The sequence below is a fragment of the Pseudonocardia alaniniphila genome (assembly GCF_022524485.1).
GTDB classification, from domain to species: Bacteria; Actinomycetota; Actinomycetes; order Mycobacteriales; family Pseudonocardiaceae; genus Pseudonocardia; species Pseudonocardia alaniniphila.
Genome location: NZ_JAKXMK010000002.1, coordinates 263,133 through 286,694, shown reverse-complemented (window position 1 = coordinate 286,694; position 23,562 = coordinate 263,133). Strand labels below are relative to the sequence as shown.

General features: G+C 71.5%; 21 protein-coding genes. 10 read left to right on the top strand and 11 right to left on the bottom strand.

The annotated features are described in order from the left end of the window. Positions 1-138 precede the first annotated feature (138 nt). Positions 139-1,773 (top strand): ribosomal protection-like ABC-F family protein, encoded by a 1,635-nt coding sequence (abc-f, locus tag MMF94_RS02385; RefSeq protein WP_241034374.1) that lies wholly within the window; start codon positions 139-141, stop codon positions 1,771-1,773. A 306-nt stretch (positions 1,774-2,079) separates the two neighbouring features. On the opposite strand, the gene MMF94_RS02380 is transcribed toward abc-f, so the two are convergent. From MMF94_RS02380 to MMF94_RS02350, 7 genes are read right to left on the bottom strand one after another with little or no spacing between them, the layout of a single operon-like run. Next, entirely contained in the window at positions 2,080-2,694 is a 615-nt protein-coding gene (locus MMF94_RS02380) for a PHP domain-containing protein (protein ID WP_241034373.1), read from the bottom strand. Between the two features lie 32 nt (positions 2,695-2,726). Beyond that, positions 2,727-3,533, bottom strand: a complete 807-nt coding sequence (locus MMF94_RS02375; RefSeq protein WP_241034372.1) for an SDR family NAD(P)-dependent oxidoreductase — start codon at positions 3,531-3,533, stop codon at positions 2,727-2,729. Between the two features lie 12 nt (positions 3,534-3,545). Next, positions 3,546-5,066, bottom strand: coding sequence for an MFS transporter (locus MMF94_RS02370; protein ID WP_241034371.1), 1,521 nt, complete (start codon positions 5,064-5,066; stop codon positions 3,546-3,548). Beyond that, positions 5,063-6,178, bottom strand: coding sequence for an acyl-CoA dehydrogenase family protein (locus MMF94_RS02365; protein WP_241034370.1), 1,116 nt, complete (start codon positions 6,176-6,178; stop codon positions 5,063-5,065). Before MMF94_RS02365 ends, MMF94_RS02370 begins: the two co-directional genes overlap by 4 nt. Before the next feature lie 5 nt (positions 6,179-6,183). Then, a complete protein-coding gene (locus MMF94_RS02360) occupies positions 6,184-7,083 on the bottom strand; it encodes an SDR family NAD(P)-dependent oxidoreductase (RefSeq protein WP_241034369.1) in 900 nt (299 codons plus the stop codon). After that, complete coding sequence (locus MMF94_RS02355; RefSeq protein WP_241034368.1) at positions 7,080-8,318, bottom strand: acyl-CoA dehydrogenase family protein; 1,239 nt, start codon at positions 8,316-8,318, stop codon at positions 7,080-7,082. Before MMF94_RS02355 ends, MMF94_RS02360 begins: the two co-directional genes overlap by 4 nt. 50 nt (positions 8,319-8,368) lie before the next feature. Continuing rightward, positions 8,369-10,579 carry an acetate--CoA ligase family protein gene (locus MMF94_RS02350; RefSeq protein WP_241034367.1) on the bottom strand — a complete coding sequence of 737 codons (2,211 nt, stop codon included), beginning with the start codon at positions 10,577-10,579 and terminating at the stop codon, positions 8,369-8,371. A 174-nt stretch (positions 10,580-10,753) separates the two neighbouring features. On the opposite strand from MMF94_RS02350, the gene MMF94_RS02345 reads away from it, so the two are divergent. The 4 genes from MMF94_RS02345 to MMF94_RS02330 all read left to right on the top strand — a co-directional run bounded on the left by MMF94_RS02345 (position 10,754) and on the right by MMF94_RS02330 (position 14,005). Further along, positions 10,754-11,602 carry a MaoC/PaaZ C-terminal domain-containing protein gene (locus MMF94_RS02345; protein WP_241034366.1) on the top strand — a complete coding sequence of 283 codons (849 nt, stop codon included), beginning with the start codon at positions 10,754-10,756 and terminating at the stop codon, positions 11,600-11,602. 61 nt (positions 11,603-11,663) lie between these two features. Continuing rightward, positions 11,664-12,848: a thiolase C-terminal domain-containing protein gene (locus MMF94_RS02340; RefSeq protein WP_241034365.1), complete on the top strand. Its 1,185-nt coding sequence runs from the start codon at positions 11,664-11,666 to the stop codon at positions 12,846-12,848. A 5-nt stretch (positions 12,849-12,853) separates the two neighbouring features. Next, positions 12,854-13,264, top strand: coding sequence for a Zn-ribbon domain-containing OB-fold protein (locus MMF94_RS02335; RefSeq protein WP_241034364.1), 411 nt, complete (start codon positions 12,854-12,856; stop codon positions 13,262-13,264). A gap of 90 nt (positions 13,265-13,354) precedes the next feature. After that, positions 13,355-14,005 carry a TetR/AcrR family transcriptional regulator gene (locus MMF94_RS02330; protein WP_241034363.1) on the top strand — a complete coding sequence of 217 codons (651 nt, stop codon included), beginning with the start codon at positions 13,355-13,357 and terminating at the stop codon, positions 14,003-14,005. A gap of 26 nt (positions 14,006-14,031) precedes the next feature. On the opposite strand, the gene MMF94_RS02325 is transcribed toward MMF94_RS02330, so the two are convergent. Continuing rightward, a complete protein-coding gene (locus MMF94_RS02325) occupies positions 14,032-14,475 on the bottom strand; it encodes a pyridoxamine 5'-phosphate oxidase family protein (RefSeq protein ID WP_241034362.1) in 444 nt (147 codons plus the stop codon). Between the two features lie 231 nt (positions 14,476-14,706). Between MMF94_RS02325 and MMF94_RS02320 the strand changes: the two genes are divergently transcribed. From MMF94_RS02320 to MMF94_RS02300, 5 genes are read left to right on the top strand one after another with little or no spacing between them, the layout of a single operon-like run. Further along, complete coding sequence (locus MMF94_RS02320; RefSeq protein WP_241034361.1) at positions 14,707-15,732, top strand: ABC transporter ATP-binding protein; 1,026 nt, start codon at positions 14,707-14,709, stop codon at positions 15,730-15,732. After that, positions 15,732-16,766, top strand: a complete 1,035-nt coding sequence (locus tag MMF94_RS02315; RefSeq protein WP_241034641.1) for an ABC transporter ATP-binding protein — start codon at positions 15,732-15,734, stop codon at positions 16,764-16,766. The genes MMF94_RS02320 and MMF94_RS02315 overlap by 1 nt, the downstream gene beginning before the upstream one ends. Then, positions 16,759-17,706 (top strand): ABC transporter permease, encoded by a 948-nt coding sequence (locus MMF94_RS02310; RefSeq protein ID WP_241034360.1) that lies wholly within the window; start codon positions 16,759-16,761, stop codon positions 17,704-17,706. The genes MMF94_RS02315 and MMF94_RS02310 overlap by 8 nt, the downstream gene beginning before the upstream one ends. Positions 17,707-17,725: 19 nt before the next feature. Then, positions 17,726-18,610 (top strand): ABC transporter permease, encoded by an 885-nt coding sequence (locus tag MMF94_RS02305; protein WP_241034359.1) that lies wholly within the window; start codon positions 17,726-17,728, stop codon positions 18,608-18,610. 26 nt (positions 18,611-18,636) lie between these two features. After that, a complete protein-coding gene (locus MMF94_RS02300; protein ID WP_241034358.1) occupies positions 18,637-20,277 on the top strand; it encodes an ABC transporter substrate-binding protein in 1,641 nt (546 codons plus the stop codon). A 10-nt stretch (positions 20,278-20,287) separates the two neighbouring features. On the opposite strand, the gene MMF94_RS02295 is transcribed toward MMF94_RS02300, so the two are convergent. Genes MMF94_RS02295 through MMF94_RS02285 form a run of 3 tightly spaced genes read right to left on the bottom strand, consistent with a single transcriptional unit; the run spans position 20,288 to position 23,562 of the window. Beyond that, positions 20,288-21,178, bottom strand: coding sequence for a fumarylacetoacetate hydrolase family protein (locus MMF94_RS02295; RefSeq protein ID WP_241034357.1), 891 nt, complete (start codon positions 21,176-21,178; stop codon positions 20,288-20,290). A 15-nt stretch (positions 21,179-21,193) separates the two neighbouring features. Next, positions 21,194-22,288: a cupin domain-containing protein gene (locus tag MMF94_RS02290; RefSeq protein ID WP_241034356.1), complete on the bottom strand. Its 1,095-nt coding sequence runs from the start codon at positions 22,286-22,288 to the stop codon at positions 21,194-21,196. After that, positions 22,285-23,562, bottom strand: coding sequence for an FAD-dependent oxidoreductase (locus tag MMF94_RS02285; protein WP_241034355.1), 1,278 nt, complete (start codon positions 23,560-23,562; stop codon positions 22,285-22,287). Before MMF94_RS02285 ends, MMF94_RS02290 begins: the two co-directional genes overlap by 4 nt.

Genomic DNA, 23,562 nt, shown 5'->3' with positions numbered 1-23,562 from the left:
CTCCGGGTGAGACCGGACATGGTCGGCCGCCGGCATGAGCGCAGGAGCGCCGTCGGTGTGGGCCGCCGTCGTTGCACCTCTTCCTGTTCCCCGCTGGGCGGCTTTGGCACGCCCGCATCACACATGAGGGCTCTCTGCATGTCCGACGCATTCGTCATCTGCTCGAATCTCTCCTTCTCCTGGCCTGACGACACCCCCGTCTTCCGGGACCTGTCCTTCACCGTGGGCGGCGGCCGCACGGGCCTCGTCGCACCGAACGGGGCCGGCAAGAGCACCCTGCTCAAGCTGATCGCCGGCGAGTACCGGCCGAGCGGAGGCTCCGCGTCCGTCACGGGGGTGCTCGGCTACCTCCCGCAGACCCTGCCGCTGGTCGGCGACCTGACCGTGGCCGAGGTACTGGGAATTGCCCCGGTGATCACGGCGCTCGCGGCGATCGAGTCGGGCGACGCGAGCGAGGAGCACTTCACCACGATCGGCAGCGACTGGGACATCGAGGAGCGCACCCGCGCCCAGCTGGACCGGCTCGGCCTCGGCGACCTCTCGCTCACCCGGCACCTGCGCACCCTGAGCGGCGGCCAGATCGTCACCCTCGGCCTGGCGGCACAGCTGCTGAAGCGGCCCGACGTCCTGCTGCTCGACGAACCGACGAACAACCTCGACCTCGATGCCCGGCAGCGGCTCTACGGCGCGATCGAGGACTGGACCGGCTGCCTGCTGCTGGTGAGCCACGACCGGGCGCTTCTCGACCGCATGGACCGTATCGCCGAGCTCGACAGGGGCGAGCTGCGTACCTACGGCGGAAACTTCACCGAGTACGAGACGGCCGTGCAGGCCGCGCGCGAGGTGGCGGAGAAGAACATCCGCAACGCCGAGCAGGAGGTCAAGCGGGAGAAGCGGGAGATGCAGCAGGCCCGCGAGCGGGCCGAGCGCCGGTCCGGCAATGCCGCCCGCAACATCAAGAACGCCGGCCTGCCGAAGATCGTCGCAGGCGGGCTCCAGCGGCGCGCCCAGGAGTCGGCGGGGAAATCGAACGAGACGCACGCCGCGCGCGTCAGCGAGGCGAAGGCCCGGCTCGACGAGGCGGGGCGCGCGCTTCGCGACGAGCAGAAGATCACGTTGATCCTGCCGGGCACCAACGTCCCGGCAGGCCGCACGGCGTTCCTCGGCGAGCGGATGCAGGTCCGCTACGGCGACCAGGCCCTCTTCGCAGGCGACGGTGCCGACCTGGTGATCCGCGGACCCGAGCGGATCGCTCTGACCGGCCCCAACGGGGCAGGCAAGTCCACGCTGCTGCGCATGATCAACGGCGAGCTGGAGCCGGAGGGGGGCACCAGGCGGGCCGACGGCCGGGTCGCCTACCTGTCCCAGCGCCTCGACCTGCTGAACCTCGACCGCACGGTGGCGCAGAACCTCGCCGCGTTCGCACCCGCGATGCCGGAGGCACAGCGGATGCACCTGCTCGCCCGCTTCCTGTTCCGCGGCTCCCGCATCGACCTCCCGGTCGGCGTGCTGTCCGGCGGCGAGCGGCTGCGCGCCACCCTGGCCTGCGTCCTCTACGCCGAACCGGCACCCCAGTTGCTGCTTCTCGACGAACCCACCAACAACCTCGACCTCATCAGCATCGGCCAGCTGGAGAGCGCGCTGGCTGCCTACGAAGGCGCGTTCGTGGTCGTCAGCCACGACGAACGCTTCCTCACGGAGATCAAGGTGAGCCGCTGGCTACGACTAGCCGACGGCCGACTGCAGGAGACAGGTCCACCGGACCGCCCCTGACGTCGACCGCACACACCCCGTGGCCACCGCACACATGGCAGAACGTGTGCGCGGTGGCCACCAGATATGTGCGGTCGGGGTGGGTCGGGAGGGGACGTGCCAGTAGGGGTTCGCGGGGCGGTCGGGGCTCGCGCGGCTCCATGGCCGGCGAGCCACCCGGCGAGCGGCCCGCCCGCACCAACCCACCGAGCGAAAGTGCCGCTCGTTCTGCGCAGCTGGCCCCGCGGGGCAGCCAGGCCCACCCAACGAGCGGCCCGGCCGCACCGACCTAGCGGGCGAACGTGCCGCTCGTTCAGCATCCGGCGGTCAGCCGGTGCCCGCGCGGCGTGGGAAGCGGGGGGCGTGGGGGCGGAGCTCGCCCACCAGTCGTGCGCGGGCGAGGGCGGCGAGGAACTCGCGCGGGCCGTCGAAGTCCGGCATCTCGACGTAGGCGGCGCCCAGGCCGGTCACGTCGTGGGCGTCCGACCCGGCCATGACCGGCAGGCCGTGCCGCGACGCCAGCGCGGCCGCGGCGTCGTTGTGCGTGAGGTCGTGGACCTTGGCGTTGAACGCCTCCACCACGTCGACGGCGCCGTCCGCGCAGAGGGCGTCGGCCACGGCACCGGCGCCGGCACGCAGCGGGTCGAAGGGGTGCGGAAGGCCCACGAGGCCGCCCTGCGCCCGGATCCGGCGCACGACCTCGCGGATCGGGAGGACGTACGGGATGCGTTCGGTGAGGAACAGCCCGAGTACCTCCCCGTCGGCGGTGCGCACCTCCTCACCGACCTCGATCCGGACGCCCAGGTCGCGACCCTGCGCGGCGAGCGCGGCCGAGGTCTCGTTGTGGTCGGTCACGAACACCACGTCGAGACCCAGCTCGACCGCCCGGCATGCGAGCTGCTCGACGCGCAGCACCGCGTCCCCGGACGCAACGGTGTGCACGTGGCAGTCCACGCGGACCCAGCCCGCCGCCGTCATCTGCTCGGGACGGCGATGCCGAGCTCGTTCAGGAGGTCCTGGGAGTAGGCGATCCGGCCGGTGAGCGCACGGCTCCCGTTCGCGGGCGGGCGGCACAACGCGAGCGCGGCCTCCGCCATCACGGCCGGCGGTTCGGCGTCGGGCGCGTCCTCCGTGGTCAGGTGGTGGAAGACGGTGCCGGGTGTGGGCACCACCCGGTTCGGGGACAGCGCGTTGACGGCGATCCCGTCGGCGTACAGCTCGGCCGCGAGCCCGGTGGAGAACCGCTCCAGGGCGGCCTTGCACATCCCGTACACCGTGCCGCCACGGGACGCCCGGCCGGTCGGCGGGAGCTGCGGGTGGATGGCGGCGCGCGAGGAGATGTTGAGGATCGTGCCTGCGCCGCGTTCCCGCATGCCGGGCAGCACCAGCTGCGCGAGGTGCATCGGTGCCTTGACCTGCACCTCGAACATGAGATCGACGCGCTTGGCGGTGAAGTCGGCCACCGGCGTGAACCAGGTGACGGCGGCGTTGCTCACCAGGATGTCGACCGGCCCGTGCTCGGCGGTGACCCGTTCAGCGAGCGCCACGCGGTCCGCCGCGCGGGACACGTCGGCCGCGACGGCCCGGGCCGTGCCGCCTGCCGCCTCGATGGCAGCGACCGTGTCGGTGAGCGACCCGGCCAGCTGGGAGCTGCCGGGCTCGAGCGTGCGGGCCGTGGCGATCACCGTGGCGCCCTCGGCCGCGAACCGCCTGGCGATCTCCGCGCCTATCCCCCGGCTCGCCCCCGTGACGAGGGCGATCCTGCCGTCGAGCACACCCATGTCCACCACTCCTCATCTGGTCGGGGCCGTGGTCGCGGCCCTCCGGCTGATCGCATGCACCTGACGCCCGACGGTGGAGGCGGCCAGGCAGAGCACCGACATCACCGCCATCAGCCCGAAGGCCCACCGGTACCCGGTGACGAGGTCCTCCAGCGCTTCCGGCGAGACCTGCGACAGCGACCCGTCGAAGAGCTGCGGGCGCAGGGCGACCGGCAGCGGCGCGGCCACCAGCGTGAGCGCCACGGCCGTGCTGATCACCACCCCGGAGCTCTGCGCCATGAGCCGCACCGCGTTGGTGATCCCGAGCCGGTCGGGCGGCACGTCCTGCAGCATCGCCGTGCTGTTCGCGGGGATGAACGCGCCCGACCCGATCCCCAGCACCACGACGGCGCCGATCAGCACGGGATACGGGGTGTCGACGGAGATCGTGAACAGCAGCAGCGTGACGCCGACCAGCGAGATCGCGCACGCGGCCACAGCCACCGTGCGCGGGGCGATGTGACGCAGCAGCGCACCCGCCAGCGGTGCGGCGATGATCGACGCGACGGCAATCGGCAGCACCTTGAGCCCCGCCTCCGCCGGGGTGTCGCCGGAGACGGCCTGGAAGTACAGCCCCATCAGCAGCACGACGGCGAACCGCGACACCGTCGCGAGGAATCCCGCGAGCGTTCCGATGCCGACCACCGGGTCGCGGAACGTCCGCAGATCCACGACGGGTTCGGCGGCCCTGCGCTCGACGAGCAGGAACGCCGGCACGGCGAGCACGAAGACCGTGAGGCATCCGAGGACGAGCGGGTCGTCCCAACCGGACGTCCCGACCTGGGACAACGCGAGCAGCAGCGTTCCGAGCCCGACCAGGACGAGCAGGTTGCCGAGCGGGTCGATCCGCAACCGCTGACGGCGGCGCGGGACGCGCTCCATCACCCGCAGCCCCCACAGCAGGCACACCACGCCGACCGGCACGTTCGACCAGAACGTCCACTGCCAACCGACCTCGGTGGCCAGCAGGCCGCCGAGCGTCGGTCCGAGCAGCTGAGCCAGCGAGAACGACGCCATGTAGATGCCCAGGCCCTGCCCCAGCAGCCGGCGCGGGAACGCCGCGGTGACCAGTGCGGCGCTGTTCGTGATGAGCATGGCCGTGCCGATGCCCTGCACCACCCGGCAGGCGATGAGCAGCCCGACCGACGGAGCGAACCCGGCGAGCAGGCTCGCGGCGGTGAACAGCCCGACGCCCGTCATGTACATCGGACGCCTGCCGAAGAGGTCGGCCAGCCGCCCGAAGAACACCATCAGGGAGACGTTCGTGAGCTGGTAGGCCAGCAGGATCCACGTCGTCTCGAACACGCTGGCGTCGAAGCTGCTCACGATCGCCGGAAGCGCGATCGTGAGCGAGCTGTTGTTGAGCCCACTCATCAGCGACGCAAGGCAGACCACCGACAACACGCGCCACGCATAGCGCGAGCGAGCGCGGTCGTCGGTGGTCTCCTCCGTTTCGCCGGGGGTGTCGACGCTGGTCCCCCTGGAACCGTTCACAGGCCGATCGACACCGCCAGCCGCTCACGGTGGAACGCCGGGTCGCCGAGGAAGAGCTTCGTGGCCGCCGCGCGCTTGAAGTACAGGTGGGCGTCGTGCTCCCACGTGAACCCGATGCCGCCGTGGATCTGGATGTTCTCGGCCGCCGCGGCGAAGAACGCGTCGGAGCAGTAGGCCTTGGCGAGGCTCGACACCGCCGGGACCTCGTCGGAGTCCCGCGCCACGGCCCACGTGGCGTAGTAGGCGGCCGCCCGCGCCGACTCCACCTGCAGGAGCACGTCGGCCGCCTTGTGCTTGAGCGCCTGGAAGCTGCCGATCGGGCGGTCGAACTGCTTGCGGACCTTCGCGTACTCCACGGCCATCTCGAGCGCGCGCTGCGCCCCGCCGACCTGCTCGAGGGCGAGCGCGACCGCGGCCCGGTCCAGCGTGCGCCGCAGCGTGGAACCGGCGGCGCCGTCGGTACCGACCAGCCGCGCCGGCACCTCCGTGAAGTCCAGCCGAGCCAGCCGGGACGTCTGGTCGAGGGTGGGCAGCGCCGTGCGGGTGAGGCCCGGCGCCTCGGCGTCGACGGCGAACAGCGACGGTCCCGCGGCAGTGCGGGCCGCCGCGAGAACCAGACCGGGCAGGTGCCCGTCCGGCACCTGATCGACGCTGCCGCGCAGCACCCAACCGTCTCCCGCCTGCTCGGCCGACAACGTGGGCGCCTCGGGGTCCCACCGGCCGCCCTCGCCCGCGGCGGCGAGCGTGGCGAGCGTCGATCCGTCAGCGATCCCCGGCAGCAGCTCCTCGGCCGCGGCCGGGTCGGCGGCGTCCAGGACGGCGTGCGCTGCCAGCACCACCGTGCTGGAGAACGGCCCGGGCAGCAGCGCGCGTCCCAGCTCCTCCTGCACGACGGCCAGCTCGACGAACCCGTAGCCGCTCCCCCCGAACTTCTCCGGGAGGGCGAGGCCCTGCAGGCCGAGTTGCTCGGCCATCTGCCGCCAGACGGCCGGGTCGTAGCCGACCGGCCCGTCCATCAACGCACGTACCGCCGTGATCGGCGACTTCTCGGCGAGGAAGCGCCGCACCGAGGCCCGCAGCTGCTCCTGCTCGGGAGTGAACACCAGGTCCATGGCCGTTACCGCCCGTTCCCGGTGACGGCGGGCTTGAACGTGCGTTCGACGAGCTCGGCCAACCGGTCGGACTCCCACGGGCCGTCCGAGACGATGTGCCGGACGGGCGCAGGCTTGTTGTAGAGGTGCACCTCGTACCCGCGCGCGCCGACGACCTGGCCGGTGAGCCAGTCGGACGCCTCGCTCGCGATGTACGCGACGATCGGCGCGATGTTGTCGGGCGAGCGCTCGTCGCTGTCGCGCAGGGCCCCGGACTGCCGCTCGCTGGGGATCGACGCTGTCATCCTGGTGGCGGCACCGGGCGAGATCGCGTTGGCCGTGACGCCGTAGCGGCCCAGCGCGTTGGCGCAGGAGTAGGTGAGGCCGACGATGCCCATCTTCGCCGCGGCGTAGTTCGGCTGTCCCGGGGCGCCGTGCAGCCCGGAGACCGACGTGAAGTTGATCAGCCGGTAGTGGCCGTCGGGGTTGCGCTGGTCGCGCCAGTACGCGGCCGCGGGCTTTGTGGTGTTGTAGTGGCCCTTGAGGTGGACGCGGATGACGTCGTCCCACTCCTTCTCACTGAGGTTGAAGATCATCCGGTCGCGCAGGATGCCGGCCACGTTCACCAGCACGTCGAGCTTCCCGAACTCCTCGATCGCCGTACGGACGAGCCCTTCGGCCTGGTCCGGGTCGGAGACGTCGCCGCCGTCGGCGATCGCGGTGCCACCGGCCTCCGTGATCTCCCGGACGACCTCGGCGGCGGGGCCCTTGTCCGCCCCCGAGCCGTCCAGCTCCACCCCGAGGTCGTTCACCACCACCGACGCGCCCTGCGCGGCGAGCAGCCGGGCGATCCCGGCGCCGATCCCGCGCCCGGCCCCGGTGACAACCGCGACCCGCCCTGATAGTCCCGTCGTGGCAGCCGTCATGCCCCCGCTCCCTTCAACTCGGCCGGGCGCGGCTCCCTCGGGAGCCCGAGCGCGCGTTCGGCGATGATGTTGCGCTGGATCTCGCTGGTGCCGGAGTAGATCGTCCCGGCCCGGCTCGCGAGGAAGACCTGCTGCCAGTGCGAGAGCCGGTAGCCCTCGCCGTCGGGGCGCACGAGCGCCTCGGGTCCCATCAGCTCCATCGCGATCTCCCCGACGCGGCGCTCGTACTCGCTCCAGAAGAGCTTCGAGATCGACGCCTCCGGGCCCGGCTCGCGGCCCTCGGCCAGCTGGGCGAGCAGCCGCAGGCCCTGGTAGCGCATGATCTCGACGTGCGTGTGCGCCCACGCGAGCTGCTGGCGCACCATCGGGTCCTTGTCCCGGCCCACCTCGCGGGCCAGCTCGACCAGCGCGGCGAGCTGCCGCTGGTACTTCAGGTGGCCGATCGTTGCGCTGCCGCCCCGCTCGTGGCCCAGCGTCGTCATCGCGACGCGCCAGCCGTTGTTCAGCCCGCCGATCACGTTGAACAGCGGTGCCCGCGCGCCGTCGAAGAACTCCTCACCGAACTCGGCGTTGCCGGTGAGCTGGCGCAACGGGCGCGCGTCGATGTTGTTGTCGCGCATCGGGAGCAGCACGTAGGAGATGCCCCGGTGCTTGGGGGCCGCGGTGTCGGTGCGGCACAGGACGAAGATCATGTTCGCCCGCGCGAAGCCCGAGGTCCACACCTTCTGCCCACTGATCACGATCTCGTCGCCGTCGACGACGCCCCGCGTGGAGACGGCGCCCAGGTCGGAGCCGTGGTCCGGTTCGGAGAAGCCCTGGCAGTACACGTCCTCCGCGCTGATGATCCGCGGCAGGAAGTGTTCCTGCTGCTCAGGCGTGCCGTGCACCATCACCGAGGGGCCCACCATCCCCTCACCGAACCCGCGCCGGATCCGCGGCAGGCCCGCCCGGGCGCACTCCTCGCTGTAGATGGCGTTCTGCACCGCGGTCCAGCCGCGGCCGCCGAACCGCTCCGGCCACTGCGGGCAGATCATCCGCTCGGCCAGCAGCCTGCGCTCCCACTCCTCGTGCAGTGGGCTCTTCGCTGCTGCCGCATGGGCGGAATGGTCGCCCGCCGTCATCGGTGGGACGGTCCAGTCGACCAGGTCGGCCAGGCCGGCGGGCGCATTGTCGGCGATCCAGTCCCGGGTCTCCTGCCGGAACTTGGACGCCTCCGGTCCCAGGTCGAGTTCCACGTCGTCGCCTCCTCAGGCGGTCGATCAGGCGGGTCGGTCTACGGGGTCGATCAGCTGGGCCCGGTCACCACGAGCACGTCGAGGGCTTCGACGTGCGACCCGTCCACCCAGAGCGGGTTGATCTCCAGCACCTGCAGGGCCGGGCCCAGCGACCGGGCACACTCGGCGACCGTGGTCACCACCTCGGCCACGGCCTGCAGATCCACGGGAACCGTCCCGCGCGCGCCTGCCAGCACCGGCGCACCGCGCAGCTCACCGAGCATGCGCGCCACCTCTGTGGGATCGACGGGCAGAACCCGCAGGCTGACGTCGCGCAGCACCTCGATGAACACCCCGCCCAGCCCGACGGCGAGCACCGGCCCGAAGGAGGGGTCCACCGAGACGCCGACGAACAGTTCGGTGCCACCGGTGCGCATCGGGCTCACCAGGGCGCCCTCGACGTCGTCGGTGACCGCCCGTCCTGCGGCGAGCACGCTCTCCGTCGCGGCGTGCACCGCGTCGGGCTCGCCGAGGCCGAGGGCGACGCCCCCGATGTCCGACTTGTGCGTGATGGCGGCCGAGCAGACCTTCACCGCCACCGGGAGGCCGAGCCGTTCGGCCGCGGCCACCGCGTCATCGGGGTCCTGCACGAGCTCGGCCGGCACCACCGGCACTCCGGCCGCGACCAGGAGGTCACGGGCCCGCGCCTCGGACCACGGACCGTTGGGCAGGTCGTCGAGTGCGACGCGCGGCGCGGGCGCCGGTGCGGCCGCCGGACGCGCGGCGCGGTCCTGGCGCATCTCGTTCCACCGGATCGCGTGCCCCACCGCGGTCAGCCCGAACTCGATGCCCCCGACGACGTGCAGGCCATGCCGGTCGAGCAGGTCGGCGCCGTACTCGGAGAGGTCGCTGCAGGTGGCGGAGAAGTTGACGATCGGGATCGGCGACCGTGCCACGGTGGCCGCGATGTCGGCCATGCGGCGTTCGGGCACCGCCGGGTCGGGAGGCGCGGCGACGGGCACGGAGATCAGGTTGAGCACGAAGTCGAGCTTCGGGTCGGCGGACACGGCGTTCAGCGCGGTGCCGCCGAGGTTGGCGCTCGCCGTGGCGGTGTCGGCCAGGATGACCCCGGTGACGTCGAGCGGGTTGCGCGCCGCGGCGAACGACGGGAGCAGTTCGCGCAGCCGGTCACCGGTGGACTCGCTGAACTCCGGGATCTCCACGCCCTCGTCGGCGCTGCGGTCCGCGATGATGTCGCACGCCCCGCCGGACGCCGTGACCACTCCCATCCGGCGGCCCGTCGGCACCGTTCCCGAGCCGAGCAGCCCCGCCGTGATCAGCAGTTCCTCCAGGCTGTCCACCCTCGTCACCCCGAACTGGCGGAACGCCGCGGCCACGACAGCGTCGTCGCCCGCCACGGCGCCGGTGTGGGCCAGCGCGGCCAACTGGCCCGCCGGGCTGCGCCCCACCTTGAGCGCCACGATCGGCTTGCCGACCTGAAGCGCCCGCTCTGCGAGGGCCGTGAACCGCTGAGGGTCCCGGACCGACTCGAGGAACAGACCGATCACACGTGTGTCGTCGTCGTCGATGAGGTGCTCGATCACGTCGGCCGCCGTGATCACCGCCTCGTTGCCCATCGACGTGAGCAGGCTGATCCCGATGCCGTGGGCCCGCGCGAACGCGAGGACGTTGCTGGTGAGCGCGCCGCTCTGCAGCACGACGCCCAGCCCTCCCCTGCGCAGCGGCGGCACGATGTGCAGGCCGAACGGCGCCACACCGGCCGCCGCGTTCACGAAGCCGAGGCAGTTGGGACCGAGCAGGGTGAGGTCGAGTTCCACCGCGCGCTCGACCAGCCGGCGCTCGCGTTCCCGGCCCTCCTCGCCCCCGCCGTCGCCGTAACCCGACGCCAGCACCACGACGTTGTGGATCCCGGCCGCGGCGGCGTCCTCCAGCACGCCCTCGACGGCGCGGGTGGGGGCCAGCACGAAGGCCAGGTCGACGGGCTCGTCCAGGGCTCGCAGGCTCGGCACCGTGGGGCGGCCGAACGCCTGGGGACGCACGGGATGAACGAGCCGCAGCTCGCCGCTGAACCCCGAGGTGGAGAGGCTGTCGAGGATGAACCGGGCCCAGCCGGAACCTTCCGACGCCCCGACGAGGGCGATGCTCCGTGGGGCGAAGAACGACCGGAGGCGCTGTGGTGAGGCCAGCGACCGGCGGCCCCGGTCCCGCTGCCCGACTCCGTGCTCGTCATCGACCACTGCGACGTGATCGGCCTGAGTCATACCCGGTCCCCCACCTGCTCCGCACTGCACGCCAGAGGTAAATCCGTGTTTTAGAATCAGATTCTTCCATGAGACCGCACCGTGACGAGGCTGTCAACGGCTTGACAAGGGCATCGAGCCACGCTGAGGGTTGTCCTAGAATGTAGTTCCACTCGACTCCGCTGGAGGCGCGCCATGGCGCTCGACCACAGCCTCGTCGGGATCCGGTCGGAGCCGGTCGACCGGTCCTGGAACGCCACCGATGCCATCCTCTACGCACTGGGCGTCGGGGCCGGGGCCGACGACCCCACCACCGAGCTGCAGTTCACCACCGAGAACACCGCCGGTGTGGAGCAGCAGGTGCTCCCGACCTTCGGCGTGCTCGCCGCGGCGGCTCGTACGGGCCGCCGGCTCGGCGACTTCGACCCCGCGAAGCTCGTGCACGCCGAGCAGGCGTTCGAGCTGCACGCCACACTGCCCGTCGCCGGGGCGGTGCAGGTCACCTCGGGGGTCACCGCCATCCAGGACAAGGGCAGCGGCGCGCTCGTCACCACCGAGAACACCGCGACGCTGGACGGACGGCCGCTCGTCACCACGCGCAGCGGCGTGTTCATCCGCGGCGAAGGCGGTTTCGGCCGCGAGCCGGGCCAGAGCGACACCTGGACGCTCCCCGATCGCGAGCCCGACGAGCAGGTGCGCTACCGCATCCGCCCGGACCAGGCGCTGCTGTACCGGCTCTCGGGCGACCGCAACCCGCTGCACTCCGACCCCGCGTTCGCCGCACGCGGCGGCTTCGACCGCCCGATCCTGCACGGGCTCTGCACGTACGGCTTCACCGGCCGCGCCCTTCTGCACGCCGTGTGCGGTTCCGACCCGAAGCGGTTCGGCGGGATGTCGGGCCGCTTCAGCAGGCCGGTCCTGCCCGGCCAGGAGCTCGTCGTCTCGGTGTGGACGGGAGCCGGCGGCCCCGACGACGCTTTGTTCCGGACGAGCACAGCGGACGGCAGCGTGGTCATCGACCGCGGCCGTTTCCGGCTGCGCTGACCCACCGCGCCCACCTACCGCGCTGACCTACCGGCCGCATTCACCAGACGGGGAGACGCACATGGCACCGCGACGGGCGGCGATCGCCGGGATCCACGAGTACCCCCTGCGCCGGGCACCCGGCCGCAGCAAGATGCAGATCAAGGCCGAGTCCGCTGCTCGGGCGCTGGAGGACGCCGGGCTGACCTTCGCCGACGTCGACGCGCTGTACGACGCGGGCGAGACCGGCTCGATGTCGGGCATCACCGTGGCCGAGCACCTCGGTATCGCACCGCGGGTGATCGACACGACGTCGCTGGGTGGCAGCTCGTACGAGTTCCACGCCGCCCACGCCGCCCGCGACATCGCCGCCGGCCGGGCGAACGTCGCGCTGCTGACCTACGGCTCCACCGCCAAGAGCGAGGCCAGAGCCATCGGCACCGGAGCCCGCAGCACCCCCGACCCGGCACCCGGGATGAACATGGAGACCCCCTACGGGCTGCCGCTGATCGGCAATTACGCCCTGGTGGCCCAGCGGCACATGCACGAGTACGGCACCACACCCGAGCAACTCGCCGAGATCGCGGTGACCACGCGTGCGCATGCGGTGCGCAACCCGGAGGCCGTCGCCGGGCTGCGTGACATCGGGATCAAGAACGTCGGCGAGCTCACCGTGGACGACGTGCTCGGCTCCCGGATGGTCGCCGACCCGTTGCACCTGCTGGAGTGCTGCCTCGTCTCCGACGGCGGCGGCGCGGTGGTGATCGTCGGCGACGATGTCGCGGCGGGGATCCGCAAGGATCCGGTCTGGATCCTCGGCAGCGGTGAGGCGGTGGGCTACCCGGGCAACACCCGCGACCTCACCACCAGCGCCGGGGCACGGTCGGCGCCGCTCGCGTTCGGCGAGGCGGGAGTGCGGCCCGAGGACATCGACATCGCGATGATCTACGACTCGTTCACCATCACCGTGCTGACGCTGCTGGAGGACCTCGGCTTCGCCAAGAAGGGCGAGGGCGGCTCCTACGTCGAGGGCGGCCGGTTGCGCTGGGACCGCCCCGGGGCACCCGCGTTGAACACCGACGGCGGCGGCCTGTCGTCCAACCACCCCGGCATGCGCGGGATCTTCCTGTTGATCGAGGCCGCCCGGCAGCTGCGCGGCGAGTCGACCTCGCAGGTTCAGGGCGCCCGCCTGGCCGTGGCCCACGGCAACGGCGGGCAGCTGGGCACCCGCCACTCCGCCGCCACCATCGTCCTCGGAAAGGACTGATCACCGTGAGCGCCACCGCCGACGCGGCACCCGCGCGCCCCCTGCCGGTGCTGGACGAGGCCGACACCGGCCCGTTCTGGCGGGCCTGCGGCGAGCACCGGCTCACCTACCAGCGCCGTCGCAGCACGGGCGAGGTGGTGTTCTATCCCCGCGGCCACGACGACGCCGACCTCGAGACGCTCGACTCCGCGGGCCGCGGCACCGTCTACACGTTCACGGTGGTGCGGCAGCACGGCCAGTCATTCTTCCGCGCGCACGCGCCCTACACGGTGGCCTACATCGACCTCGACGAGGGCTTCCGCATCCTCACCGAGGTGGTCGCCGAACCCGGTACCGTCCGCATCGGGCAGCGTGTGGAGCTCGACTGGGAAGACCACGACGGCACCGCGGTCCCGGTCTTCCGGCCGGCCGGGTAGGGCGGGTCGAACCGCCGTGCACGGCGTGTGCTGGCACTATCGGTCCCCCGCGGCCGCAACGGAACGGCCGGGAAAGGCTGAGGAGGCGCCGTGACAACGCGGAGCGTGGGCCGTGGTCGCAGCGCCGGTCGCCAGTGGGGCAGCACCGAGCAGACCCGCACCCAACTGCTGGACGCCGCGCGGGTCGTCTTCGCCCAGCGCGGCTTCGCCGAGGCCAGCGTCTCGGACGTCGTCGAGCGGGCGGGGTCGAGCGTCGGCAGCCTGTACCACCATTTCGGGGGCAAGAGCGAGCTGTTCACCGCGCTGTGGGAGCGGTACCGCGACGAGCAGCACGCCGTAGCCGCCACCGCTGTCGCCGCCGCGAAGGACAGCGGCGTCACCGACCCCTTCGAGTTGTTCGAGGCCGGTGCGCGCGCCTATCTCAACGCCACCTGGCCGAACCGCGACATCGTCAAGCTCATCCACGACGGCGACACTCCTCCCGGCTTCCAACGGCTGCTCCGCCAGAGCGGCAAGGAGTGGGTGAAGAGCAACTTCCGGCTGCTGCGGGCCGACAACCAGCCGGTCAACAGGGTGCTGGTCGCCCTCCTCACGAGCTTCACGGGCGAGGCGCGCCGCGAGATCGCCTCCGCTCGGTCGGCGAAGGAGGCCCGCCAGATGGTCGAGGCGATGATGGACGTCCTCACCCGCATGCGCACGGTGATCGAACCCGACCTCCTGGCGGAGACCACGCCCGTCTGACCGGCGGGCGCGCTGCTCCTACCGGCTCAGTAGGAGCGGGCGCGCACGGGCGTCACCCGGATCACCGCCGAGAAGTCGGCAAAGGTCTCCTCGGGTGTCACACCCGCCCACCGCATCGACTCCAGATGCTTCTCCACGTAGGCGGAGGTCTCACTCGCGCTCAGCGGAGCCGACTCTCCCGGTGGCGCGAAGCTCAGCGCGGCGATGCCCTCGATGGTGAGGACGCTGTGGTTCTCCGCGTCGCCATCGAGGTCGAGGTGCAACGCGACCTTCGGATTGGCCCGCAGGTTGCGGACCTTCGGGGCGCCGGGCCGGCTGAGGATCACGAAGGTCGTGTCGTGCCACGCGTAGCCCACGAGCGATGTCTGCGGCTGCCCATCGGGGCTGACCGTCGTGAGCCAGATGACCGTCTGGTCGCGGAGGCGATGCTCGGCGCGGTCAGCCGCCTCGTCCACAAGGTTGGGAAGCATTCGCGCAGCCTACGGAGCAGGTCCGACAAAAAGAGTGAACTGGACTTTTCATGACAAGGGCTGCGCGAACTGCCACGTGACCTCGACCGGCGGCGGTGTTTGTGCGCTGCGCACAGACCGGATGAAACGGACCTTGACACACAGAGTGGCACGCATCACCCTCAGATGCAGTTCTAGAGCCCGGTTCTAGCCGTGGCCGACGAGAGCACCGCGCCCCAACGAGGAGGCTGTGTGAACTCCGACCTGGACTCCGAACCGCTCCTGCAGATCGAGGATCTACGGGTCGAGTTCACCACGGCAGCAGGCACCGTCGAGGCGGTCAGCGGCGTGAGCTTCAGCGTGGCCGAGAACCAGACGGTCGCCGTGGTCGGCGAGTCCGGGTCGGGCAAGAGCGTCACCGCGCTGGCCGTGCTGCGCCTGCTCGACGGCGGCCGGATCAGCGGGGGGCGGGTGCTCTGGGACGGGCGCGATCTCGCCGAACTGGACACCCGCGGGATGCGCAGGGTCCGCGGCGACGAGATCGCCATGATCTTCCAGGACCCGATGTCCTCGCTCGACCCGCTGTACTCGGTGGGCCACCAGGTCGTCGAGGCCATCCGGCTGCACCGGCGGATATCGAAGCGGGCCGCCCGGGAGCGCGCGATCGAACTGCTCGACCAGGTCGGCATCCCCGATCCACGCAGCCGCATCGACGCCTACCCGCACCAGCTCTCCGGCGGTCAGCGCCAGCGCGTGATGATCGCGATCGCACTCGCCTGCTCCCCTCGGCTGCTCATCGCCGACGAGCCCACCACCGCGCTTGACGTCACCATCGAGGCCCAGGTGCTCGAGGTGCTGCGCACCGTCCAGCGCGAGTACCGCACCGCGCTGCTGCTGGTCACCCACGACATGGGCGTCGTCGCCGAGACGGCCGACTGGGTGGTGGTCTTCTACGCAGGTCAGGTGGTGGAGCAGGGCCCCACCGCGGAGGTGCTCGGCGATCCGCGCCACCCCTACAGCACCGCGCTGCTCGCCGCGGTGCCCACACCCACCACCGACAAGGCACTCCCCCTCGCCGCCATCCCCGGCGCCGTCCCGAGCCTGCACGACACCCCGGACGGCTGCCGGTTCCACCCGCGCTGCCCGCAGGCCTGGGACGAGTGCGCAACCACAACGCCCGACCTGTACGCACTGGGCGGCGGCCGGACGAGCCGGTGCCTGCTGCACCGAGCCGCCCCGCACGGCACCGTCGCGGCCGTCGGACGGGAGAGCGCGTGATGTCGTCGGTCGCCGAACCCGCCGCGGCTCCCGTGCCCGCCACCGAGGACGTGCTCGCCGTCCGCGACCTCGTGAAGCACTTCCCGATCACGCGCGGGCTCCTGCGGCGCACCGTCGGGCACGTCCGGGCCGTCGACGGGGTGTCGTTCTCGGTCGGGCAGGGGGAGACGGTCGGCCTCGTCGGGGAGTCCGGGTCGGGGAAGTCGACGGTGGCCCGGCTGGTGCTGCGCCTGCTCGACCCGACGAGCGGCAGCATCCGGTTCGAGGGCCGTGAGCTCACCGGGATGCGCGCTCGCGAGCTGCGGCCGCTGCGCCGGCGCATGCAGATCGTCTTCCAGGACCCGGTGAGCTCTTTCGACCCGCGGATGACCGTGTTCTCGGTGATCAGCGAGCCCCTCGAGGCGCAGGGCGGCACCGACGCGCGAGCGAACCGCCGACGGGCGGGCGAGCTGCTCGAACTCGTCGGACTCTCCGCGAGCGACCTGGACAAGTACCCCCACCAGTTCTCCGGCGGCCAGGCGCAGCGCATCGGGATCGCGCGGGCACTGGCCACCGATCCCCGGCTGCTGGTGTGCGACGAGGCCGTGAGCGCGCTCGACGTGTCGGTGCAGGCCCAGGTGCTCAACCTGCTGCGTTCGCTCCAGCGCGAGCTCGGCCTGTCCTACCTGTTCATCGCCCACGACCTCAACGTCGTCCGGTACGTCTCCGACCGGATCTGCGTGATGTACCTCGGCGAGATCGTCGAGCAGGGCCCGGCCGACGAGCTGTTGTCCGACCCACGCCATCCCTACACGCGCACGCTCGCCGATGCGGTCGCCACGGCCGACCCGGCCGTCGCCCGCCTGCGCGGGCGCCGGGTGGTGCGCGGCGAGATACCCAGCCCGAGCGCTCCCCCGCCCGGCTGCCGGTTCCACACCCGTTGCCCGTCGGCGTTCGATCCGTGCCGCACCACGCCGCCGGAGCCGGTCGCGGCCGGTCCCGGCCGGATCGCGGCGTGCCACCTGCTGAGCGGAGAGGCGGCGGCCCGTGGCTGAGTACGTGCTCCGGCGCGCGCTCTACGGCCTGCTCGTGGTCGCGCTCGTCACCGTCTTCGTGTTCCTGACGTTGCGGCTGATCCCCGGCGATGCCGTCCGGCTGCAACTGGCCGACGCCCCGGGCGTGAGCGAGGAACAGGTCGCGGCCCTTGCCGCTCAGCTCGGCCTCGACCAGCCACTGCTGACACAGCTAAGCACCTTCGTCACCGACGCGGCCCGCGGCGACTTCGGCACGTCGTTCCAGAGCCAGGAGCCCGTCACCGCGCTGATCGCCGACCGGCTGCCCACCACCCTGCAACTGGGCGTGATGGCGATGCTGGTGAGCGTCCTGCTCGGCCTTCCGCTCGGGCTGCTCGCGGCCGCGCGGCAGAACAGCTGGCTGGACCAGGGCCTTCGGGTCGTCTCGGTCGCGGGGATCTCCGTGCCGAACTTCTGGCTGGGCCTGCTGCTCGTGACCTACCTCGCGCTGTGGTTCGGCTGGTCACCGCCGCTGGTGTACCGGACGCCGGGCGAAGATCTCGGGAGCAACCTCGTCCACATGGCGTTGCCCGCACTCGCGCTCGGCGTGGCGGGCATGGCGGCGATCGCGCGGATGCTGCGCTCGTCGCTGCTGGAGGTGCTGCGCTCCCCCTTCGTCCGCACGGTCCGGGCGAAGGGTGCGTCCGAGACCCGGGTGTTCGTCCACGCCGTGCGCAACTCGCTCGTGCCCGTGTTCACGCTGGTCGGCCTGCAGGTCGGATCGATCCTCGGCGGCACCGTGATCCTGGAGTCGATCTTCGGTATCCCCGGCATGGGCATGCTGATCTTCGAGTCCGTCCAGCTGCGTGACTACCCCGTCGTGCTGGGCTGCGTCGTCGTCTACGGCGCCGTGTTCGTGCTGGTCAACCTCGTGGTCGACCTGCTGTACGGAGTGATCGACCCGCGCATCCGCTACGCGTGACGAACGGGAGACGAGTCGGATGACCGAGATCGTGGCGGACCGGGTACCGGTCGCACGCCGCACCGCACGGCGGGGTCTGCGTCACCTGGTCCGCACGCAGCCCCTCGGTGTCGTGGCACTGGCGCTCATCGCGCTGTTCGTGCTCGCCGCGGTGCTGGCCCCGGTGCTCGCGCCCTTCGACCCGGTGACACAGCACCGGGAGGCCTTCCAGCAGCCGCCGAGCGCGCAGTTCCTGATGGGCACCGACGACCTCGGCCGCGACATCTTCAGCCGGGTGCTCTACGGCGCGCGCACCTCCCTGCTGGTCTCGGTGGCAACGCTGGTCGCGGGCGGCATCATCGGGATCGCGATCGGGGTGGCATCGGGCTACTTCGGCGGCAGCGCGCTCGACACGACGCTGCAGCGGGTGATGGACACCCTGATGGCGATCCCCGGGATCGTGCTGCTGCTGTTCGTCGCGGCCCTGCTCGGCCCGAGCGTGCGCAACACGGTGATCGCACTGAGCCTGCTCGTCATCCCCTCGTTCAACCGCGTGGCCCGCGGGGAGATGCTGCGCATCCGCGAGGAGCTCTACATCGAGTCGGCACGGGCCAGCGGGTGCAGCACCTGGCGGATCCTGCGCCGGCACGGGCTGCCCAACCTGCTCGCCCCACTGCTGGTGGTGACGAGCCTGCTGTTCGCCATCGTGATCATCGCCGAGTCGGCGCTGAGCTTCCTGGGCATCGGCACACCGCCACCGACGCCGTCCTGGGGCGCGATGCTCAGCGAGGGCTCGCGGTACATGGAGATCGCCCCGTGGATGGTCGTCTTCCCCGGCGGGATCCTCACCGTCGCCGTCCTCGCCTTCAACCTTCTCGGCGATGCGCTGCGCGACTTCTTCGACCCGAAGCAGCAGACCCGTTGATCCCGCCGACCCCGAGGGAGGCCGCCGTGCGACCACGCACCCGGCTGCAGATCATCGTCACGCTCGTCGCCGTGGCCCTGCTCGGCACCGGCTGCTTCTCCGCCCCGGGCGGCAGGAGCCCGGCAGGAGGCGTCGCGCAGCCCGCCGGGCCACCGCAGGACGGCGGCATCTTCCGCTACTCCCTGCCGTCGGACGCGCGCTCGCTCGACCCGCAGGCCCAGTCGTCCTTCAACACCCACGTCGCCATCGGCTCCACCTACAGCAAGCTCGTCGACTTCGACACCGGGCCGGACGTCCCGTACGGCTCCCCGCAACTGGAGGGCGACCTCGCCGAGAAGTGGGGCCCGTCCGACGGGGGCCGGACGTGGACCTTCACCCTGCGCCACGGCGTGCGCTTCCACGACAAGCCCCCGGTGAACGGCCGCGAGTTCACCGCCGACGACGTGCTGTGCACGATGCAGCGGATCCGCGAGCTGCCCGGCCACCAGCTCAACCTGATCAGCATGGTGCAGGACATCTCGGCGCCCGACCCCTACACCGTGGTCTTCCGGCTCGCCGAGCCGTACGCGGAGTTCGACCAGAACATGGCCAACCACTTCATGTGGATCCTGCCGTGCGAGGGGACTCGCGGGGAGTTCGACCTCAACACCACCGCCATCGGCACCGGGCCGTTCGTTCTGGACAAGTGGGAGCGCGACCGGGAGCGCGTGCTGTCGGCCAACCCGAACTACTACCGGGAGGGCACACCGCACATGGCGGGCGTGCACGTCTCGATCGTCCCGGACCAGGCCTCCGCCATCGCCGCGCTCCGCACCGGCCAGGTCGACTACCTCAGCCCCCTGACGCTGGACAAGGCGCAGGTGGAACGGATCATGTCGCAGGACTCCTCGCTGCAGCTCAACGAGGAGCAGGGGTTGACCCAGGTGCGGCTCTACATGAACCAGGAGCGCAAACCGTTCGACGACGTGCGGGTGCGGCGGGCCGTCGCGATGGCGATCGACCGGGAGGGGATGCTCTCGACAATCCGCGCCGGTGGCAGCCTGAGCGGGCCAGTGACCCCCACGCTGTTCGGCGGCCTCGCCCCTGAGGAGAGCGCCCGCCTGCAGCCGCACGACCCCGAGCAAGCGCGGCGGCTGCTCGCCGAAGCCGGCTACCCCAACGGGTTCAGCGTGCGGATGATCCTCACCGACGGCTACGGCGAGACCGTGGTCCGCGAGGCACAGTGGGCCCAGCAGGACCTCGCGGAGGTAGGCATCCAGGTCGAGCTGGACCTGCAGGACTACGCCACGTACTTCACCGAGAGCTTCGCCGGGAAGAACTACGACATGGGATTCGGCCTGCAGACACCCATGCTCGCGGCCGACGAGTACCTCAGCACCGAGTGGGTCTCCGACGGCGCGCGCAACTGGTACGGGATCAACGATCCCGAGCTCGACCGGATGATCACCGCGCAGCGCGGGATGCTCGACCAGTCCGCCCGCCTGCAGGCGCTGGTCGACATCCAGCGCTACATCCTGGAGAACGTCTCGAATCCCGTGCCGCTCTACGTGTACAACAGCCCGTCGATCCTCGCCCCGTACGTCCACGACGCGTACCCGCACCCGGACTACGGGACGAGGCACCAGATCGACATGTGGCTCGGCCCGGACGCTCCAGGACGCAGCTGAGGAGGGCTGCTCAGGCCGCTGCGGACGTGACGGTCACCGTCATCGAGCCGATCCCGCTGATCGACATGTCCAGCTGCTCGCCCGCGGCGATCGGCCCCACGCCAGGAGGTGCACCGGTGAAGAGCACGTCGCCGGGCTGCAGCGTCATCACCGACGAGGCGTAGGCGACGATCGCCGGCACCGGGGTGATCATGTCGCGGGTGTTCACCTGCTGCCGCACGGCCTCGCCCGAGGTGAGCAGGATGTCGAGGTCCGACCCGTCGCCGAGCTCGTCGGTGGTGACGAGGTACGGGCCGAGCGGGCTGAACCCGTCGTAGCTCTTGCGGCGGGAACGGTCGGCAGCGCTGCGCACGGTGATGTCCAGTCCGGCGGTGAAGCCGAGGACGGCGTCCATCGCCTTCTCCACCGGGATGTCCTTGCCGCCGCGGCCGATCACCACGACCAGCTCGGACTCGTGGTGCACCTCGTGTCCCGCCGCCACGACGTCGCGCGGCAGCACGATCCGCCCACCCGGCCCGACGATGGACGACGGCGACTTGAGGAAGACGTCGAAGTTCATCATCCAGGCCTCGACGCGGCCGAGGGTGCGCTGCTGCACCTCGTGCATCTCGGCGACGTGATCTCCGTAGTTGCTGGCCGCCGCGATCACCTTGGACGGGTTCAGCACGGGTGCGTGCAGCACCACGTCGGAGACCGGCCGGGCCCGGCCGTCGGCCGCCGCCGCACGCAGGGCACCGGAGAGCTCGTCGAAGTCGCGGGCGAGGCCGCGCCACCAGCCCGCCGTGACGGGGTCCGGGTCGTGCGGGACCGGCAGCGCGGCGGTGACGTCGACGATCACGTCACCCTCGGGGGCGGTGCGGACGACACCGAGGCGGTAGTCGTCGAACAACGCGAGCTTCACGAAGTCTCCAGAATTTCAGCGAGGGGAGAAGATGTCGGTGATCTGTTGCGGGGCCGCGAGGGTCTCCTCGCGGTAGAGGCCCAGCGCCCGCAGCACCGGTGCGTCAGAGACGACGAACACCTCGGCGTGCTCGGTATCGACGAAGTGCTCGGAAGCCGCCCACGACGGCACCACGAACATGTCGCCCGGCCCCCAGTCGAACCGGCGACCACCGATCACGCTGGAACCGTGGCCACTGAAGACGACGTGCACCGAGTTGCCGGTGCGGCGCACCGGGAGGCTGTGGCTGCCGGCCCGCACCCGGTAGGCCGCGCAGGCCATGGTGGGCATCACGCTCGCCCCGGACTCCGGGTCGGTGTACTCGACCGAGACGACCGCGTCCTCGGAGGCTGCGGTCAGGCGGTCGAGCTCGGCAAGGGTGTCGGCCCAGCGGTAGATCATGAGCTTCGAGTGCTGCGGGCTGAGCACGTCGGCCACAGCGCCGTCGGTGTAGCGGGTGCCGCCGGCGTAGAGCCGCTCCGACACGTTGTGCTCGGCCGGTTCCGGCTGGCTCTCCCCCGGCCCCGGGTAGGGCTCGAAGAAGATGCTGTCGAGGGCCTGCACCATCGGCAGGTCCAGCCCGTCGAACCAGAACATCTCCCCGTCGCCGCTGTTGACGTGGTCGTGCCAGTTCATCGACGGGGTGAGCACGAGGTCGCCGGGGTGCATGTCGCAGGCGTCGCCGTCGACGGTGGTGAAGACGCCGTCGCCCTCCAGCACGAACCGGATCGCGCCCGGCGAGTGGCGATGGGCGGGGGCCACCTCGCGCGGGCCGAGGCACTGCAGTGCCCCCCAGAGCGTGCCGGCGGCGTAGGGCGACCCGCCGAGCCCGGGGTTCTGCAGGCTGAGCACCCGCCGCTCGCCCCCGCGCTCCACGGGCACGAGCTGGATGGCCCGGCGGGCCAGCGGCTTCATCGTGGCTGCCGACCACAGCCAGGGCACCGACCTGGGGCGCGGGGTCGGGGTGAGCAACTGCTCGGTAATCGTCCAGAGCGGGCTGAGATCCACTGCGGCAAGGTCCCGGTAGAGCTCGGCGAGGTCCGCGTCCGTCCCGACGTGGTCCAGTGTCATCTGGCTTCCTCCAGTTCCAGCTCGGCAGGCGGCGTGCCGATCCCGAAGCGCTGCACGCTCTCCAGGAGGGACACCCGACGAATGTAGGCGCGTGCTCGCTGCGGATCAGCAGCAATTGCCCGCATATCGTCCTGGTTCTGCCGGCGAACCGTGTCATCGGTCTCGCGCAGTCGATCGGTGTTGCGCTGGGTGTCGGCCTGGACGTACTCGACGGCCACCGTGCGGCGAACGTGGTCGTACGCGCTGAGCTCGGCGTCGATGTCGACGCTACCGCCGCTGCCGGCCCGCCCGATCCGGCCGAGCCGCCGTGCGGCGTCCATCGCGTCGTGGATCCCGGAGTTGAGCCCGACCCCGCCGAGTGGGGAGTTGATGTGGGCGGCGTCCCCGGCCAGCAGCACCGGGCCGATCCGGAACGCCGAGGCCACGCGCTGGTGGACGTTGTAGAGCTGGTGGTCGATCACCGGATAACCGGCGTCGTACGGGGCTACGCGTTGCAGCTGGCTCTCCAGGCGTGCGGGGTCGCTCGCCTCCTCGGTGGATAGTCGTTCCGGCACGGGCCACACCACACGCCACGACTCCGGCGTGCGCAGGATGAAGAGCCATTCCTGCGGGTCGGCGACGTAGTTGACGTGCCCGAGGTCGGGCAGCAGCTCCTGCAGGTCCACCGACGTGCTCGTGATCGCGAAGCGCTCGGGGTAGGTGAAGCCCTCGAAGTCGACACCCATCGCGCCCCGCACCGCGCTGCGCGGCCCGTCCGCGCCGATCACGTAAGACGCCAGGAGCTCGGTCTCGCCCTCCGGTCCGAACAGGTGCAGCCGCGCGCCGTCGGCGGTGATGTCGAGGCCCGTGAGCCGGGTGCCGAAGCGCAGCCGCACCCGCTCGTCGCCCCGTAGTCGCTCGGCCAGCATCCGCACGAGGTGCTGCTGGTTCAGCTGCAGCCGGTAGGGGAACGGGGTCTCGTCGGCCAGCAGGCGGAAGTCGAACTCGGCGACCAGCCCGTCCTGGCGGTCGCGGAACTGGTACTTGGGCACGACCAGGCCCTCGGCGTGCATCCGATCGGTGATGTCGATCGTCTGGAGCAGCTCGAGGGTGGCGGCGTGGAACGTGCTGGCCCGCCAGTCGGGACGCGGCTCGGGTGAGAGTTCCACCAGCACGACCGGCAGGCCCTCGACGGCGAGCGCGGCGGCGGCGGTCATACCCACCGGGCCACCACCGACGACGACGACCGGCCGCTCGAAGCTCACCGGCGCGGCGGTGGCGGGGTCCCAGATCAT

What these genes read in the sequence shown, in the direction of transcription:
- abc-f (WP_241034374.1), top strand. Translation starts at nt 139, where the DNA reads ATGTCCGACGCATTCGTCATCTGCTCGAATCTCTCCTTCTCCTGGCCT.
- MMF94_RS02375 (WP_241034372.1), bottom strand. Translation starts at nt 3,533, where the DNA reads ATGGGTGTGCTCGACGGCAGGATCGCCCTCGTCACGGGGGCGAGCCGG.
- MMF94_RS02365 (WP_241034370.1), bottom strand. Translation starts at nt 6,178, where the DNA reads ATGGACCTGGTGTTCACTCCCGAGCAGGAGCAGCTGCGGGCCTCGGTG.
- MMF94_RS02360 (WP_241034369.1), bottom strand. Translation starts at nt 7,083, where the DNA reads ATGACGGCTGCCACGACGGGACTATCAGGGCGGGTCGCGGTTGTCACC.
- MMF94_RS02350 (WP_241034367.1), bottom strand. Translation starts at nt 10,579, where the DNA reads ATGACTCAGGCCGATCACGTCGCAGTGGTCGATGACGAGCACGGAGTC.
- MMF94_RS02345 (WP_241034366.1), top strand. Translation starts at nt 10,754, where the DNA reads ATGGCGCTCGACCACAGCCTCGTCGGGATCCGGTCGGAGCCGGTCGAC.
- MMF94_RS02340 (WP_241034365.1), top strand. Translation starts at nt 11,664, where the DNA reads ATGGCACCGCGACGGGCGGCGATCGCCGGGATCCACGAGTACCCCCTG.
- MMF94_RS02325 (WP_241034362.1), bottom strand. Translation starts at nt 14,475, where the DNA reads ATGCTTCCCAACCTTGTGGACGAGGCGGCTGACCGCGCCGAGCATCGC.
- MMF94_RS02315 (WP_241034641.1), top strand. Translation starts at nt 15,732, where the DNA reads ATGTCGTCGGTCGCCGAACCCGCCGCGGCTCCCGTGCCCGCCACCGAG.
- MMF94_RS02305 (WP_241034359.1), top strand. Translation starts at nt 17,726, where the DNA reads ATGACCGAGATCGTGGCGGACCGGGTACCGGTCGCACGCCGCACCGCA.
- MMF94_RS02290 (WP_241034356.1), bottom strand. Translation starts at nt 22,288, where the DNA reads ATGACACTGGACCACGTCGGGACGGACGCGGACCTCGCCGAGCTCTAC.
- MMF94_RS02285 (WP_241034355.1), bottom strand. Translation starts at nt 23,562, where the DNA reads ATGATCTGGGACCCCGCCACCGCCGCGCCGGTGAGCTTCGAGCGGCCG.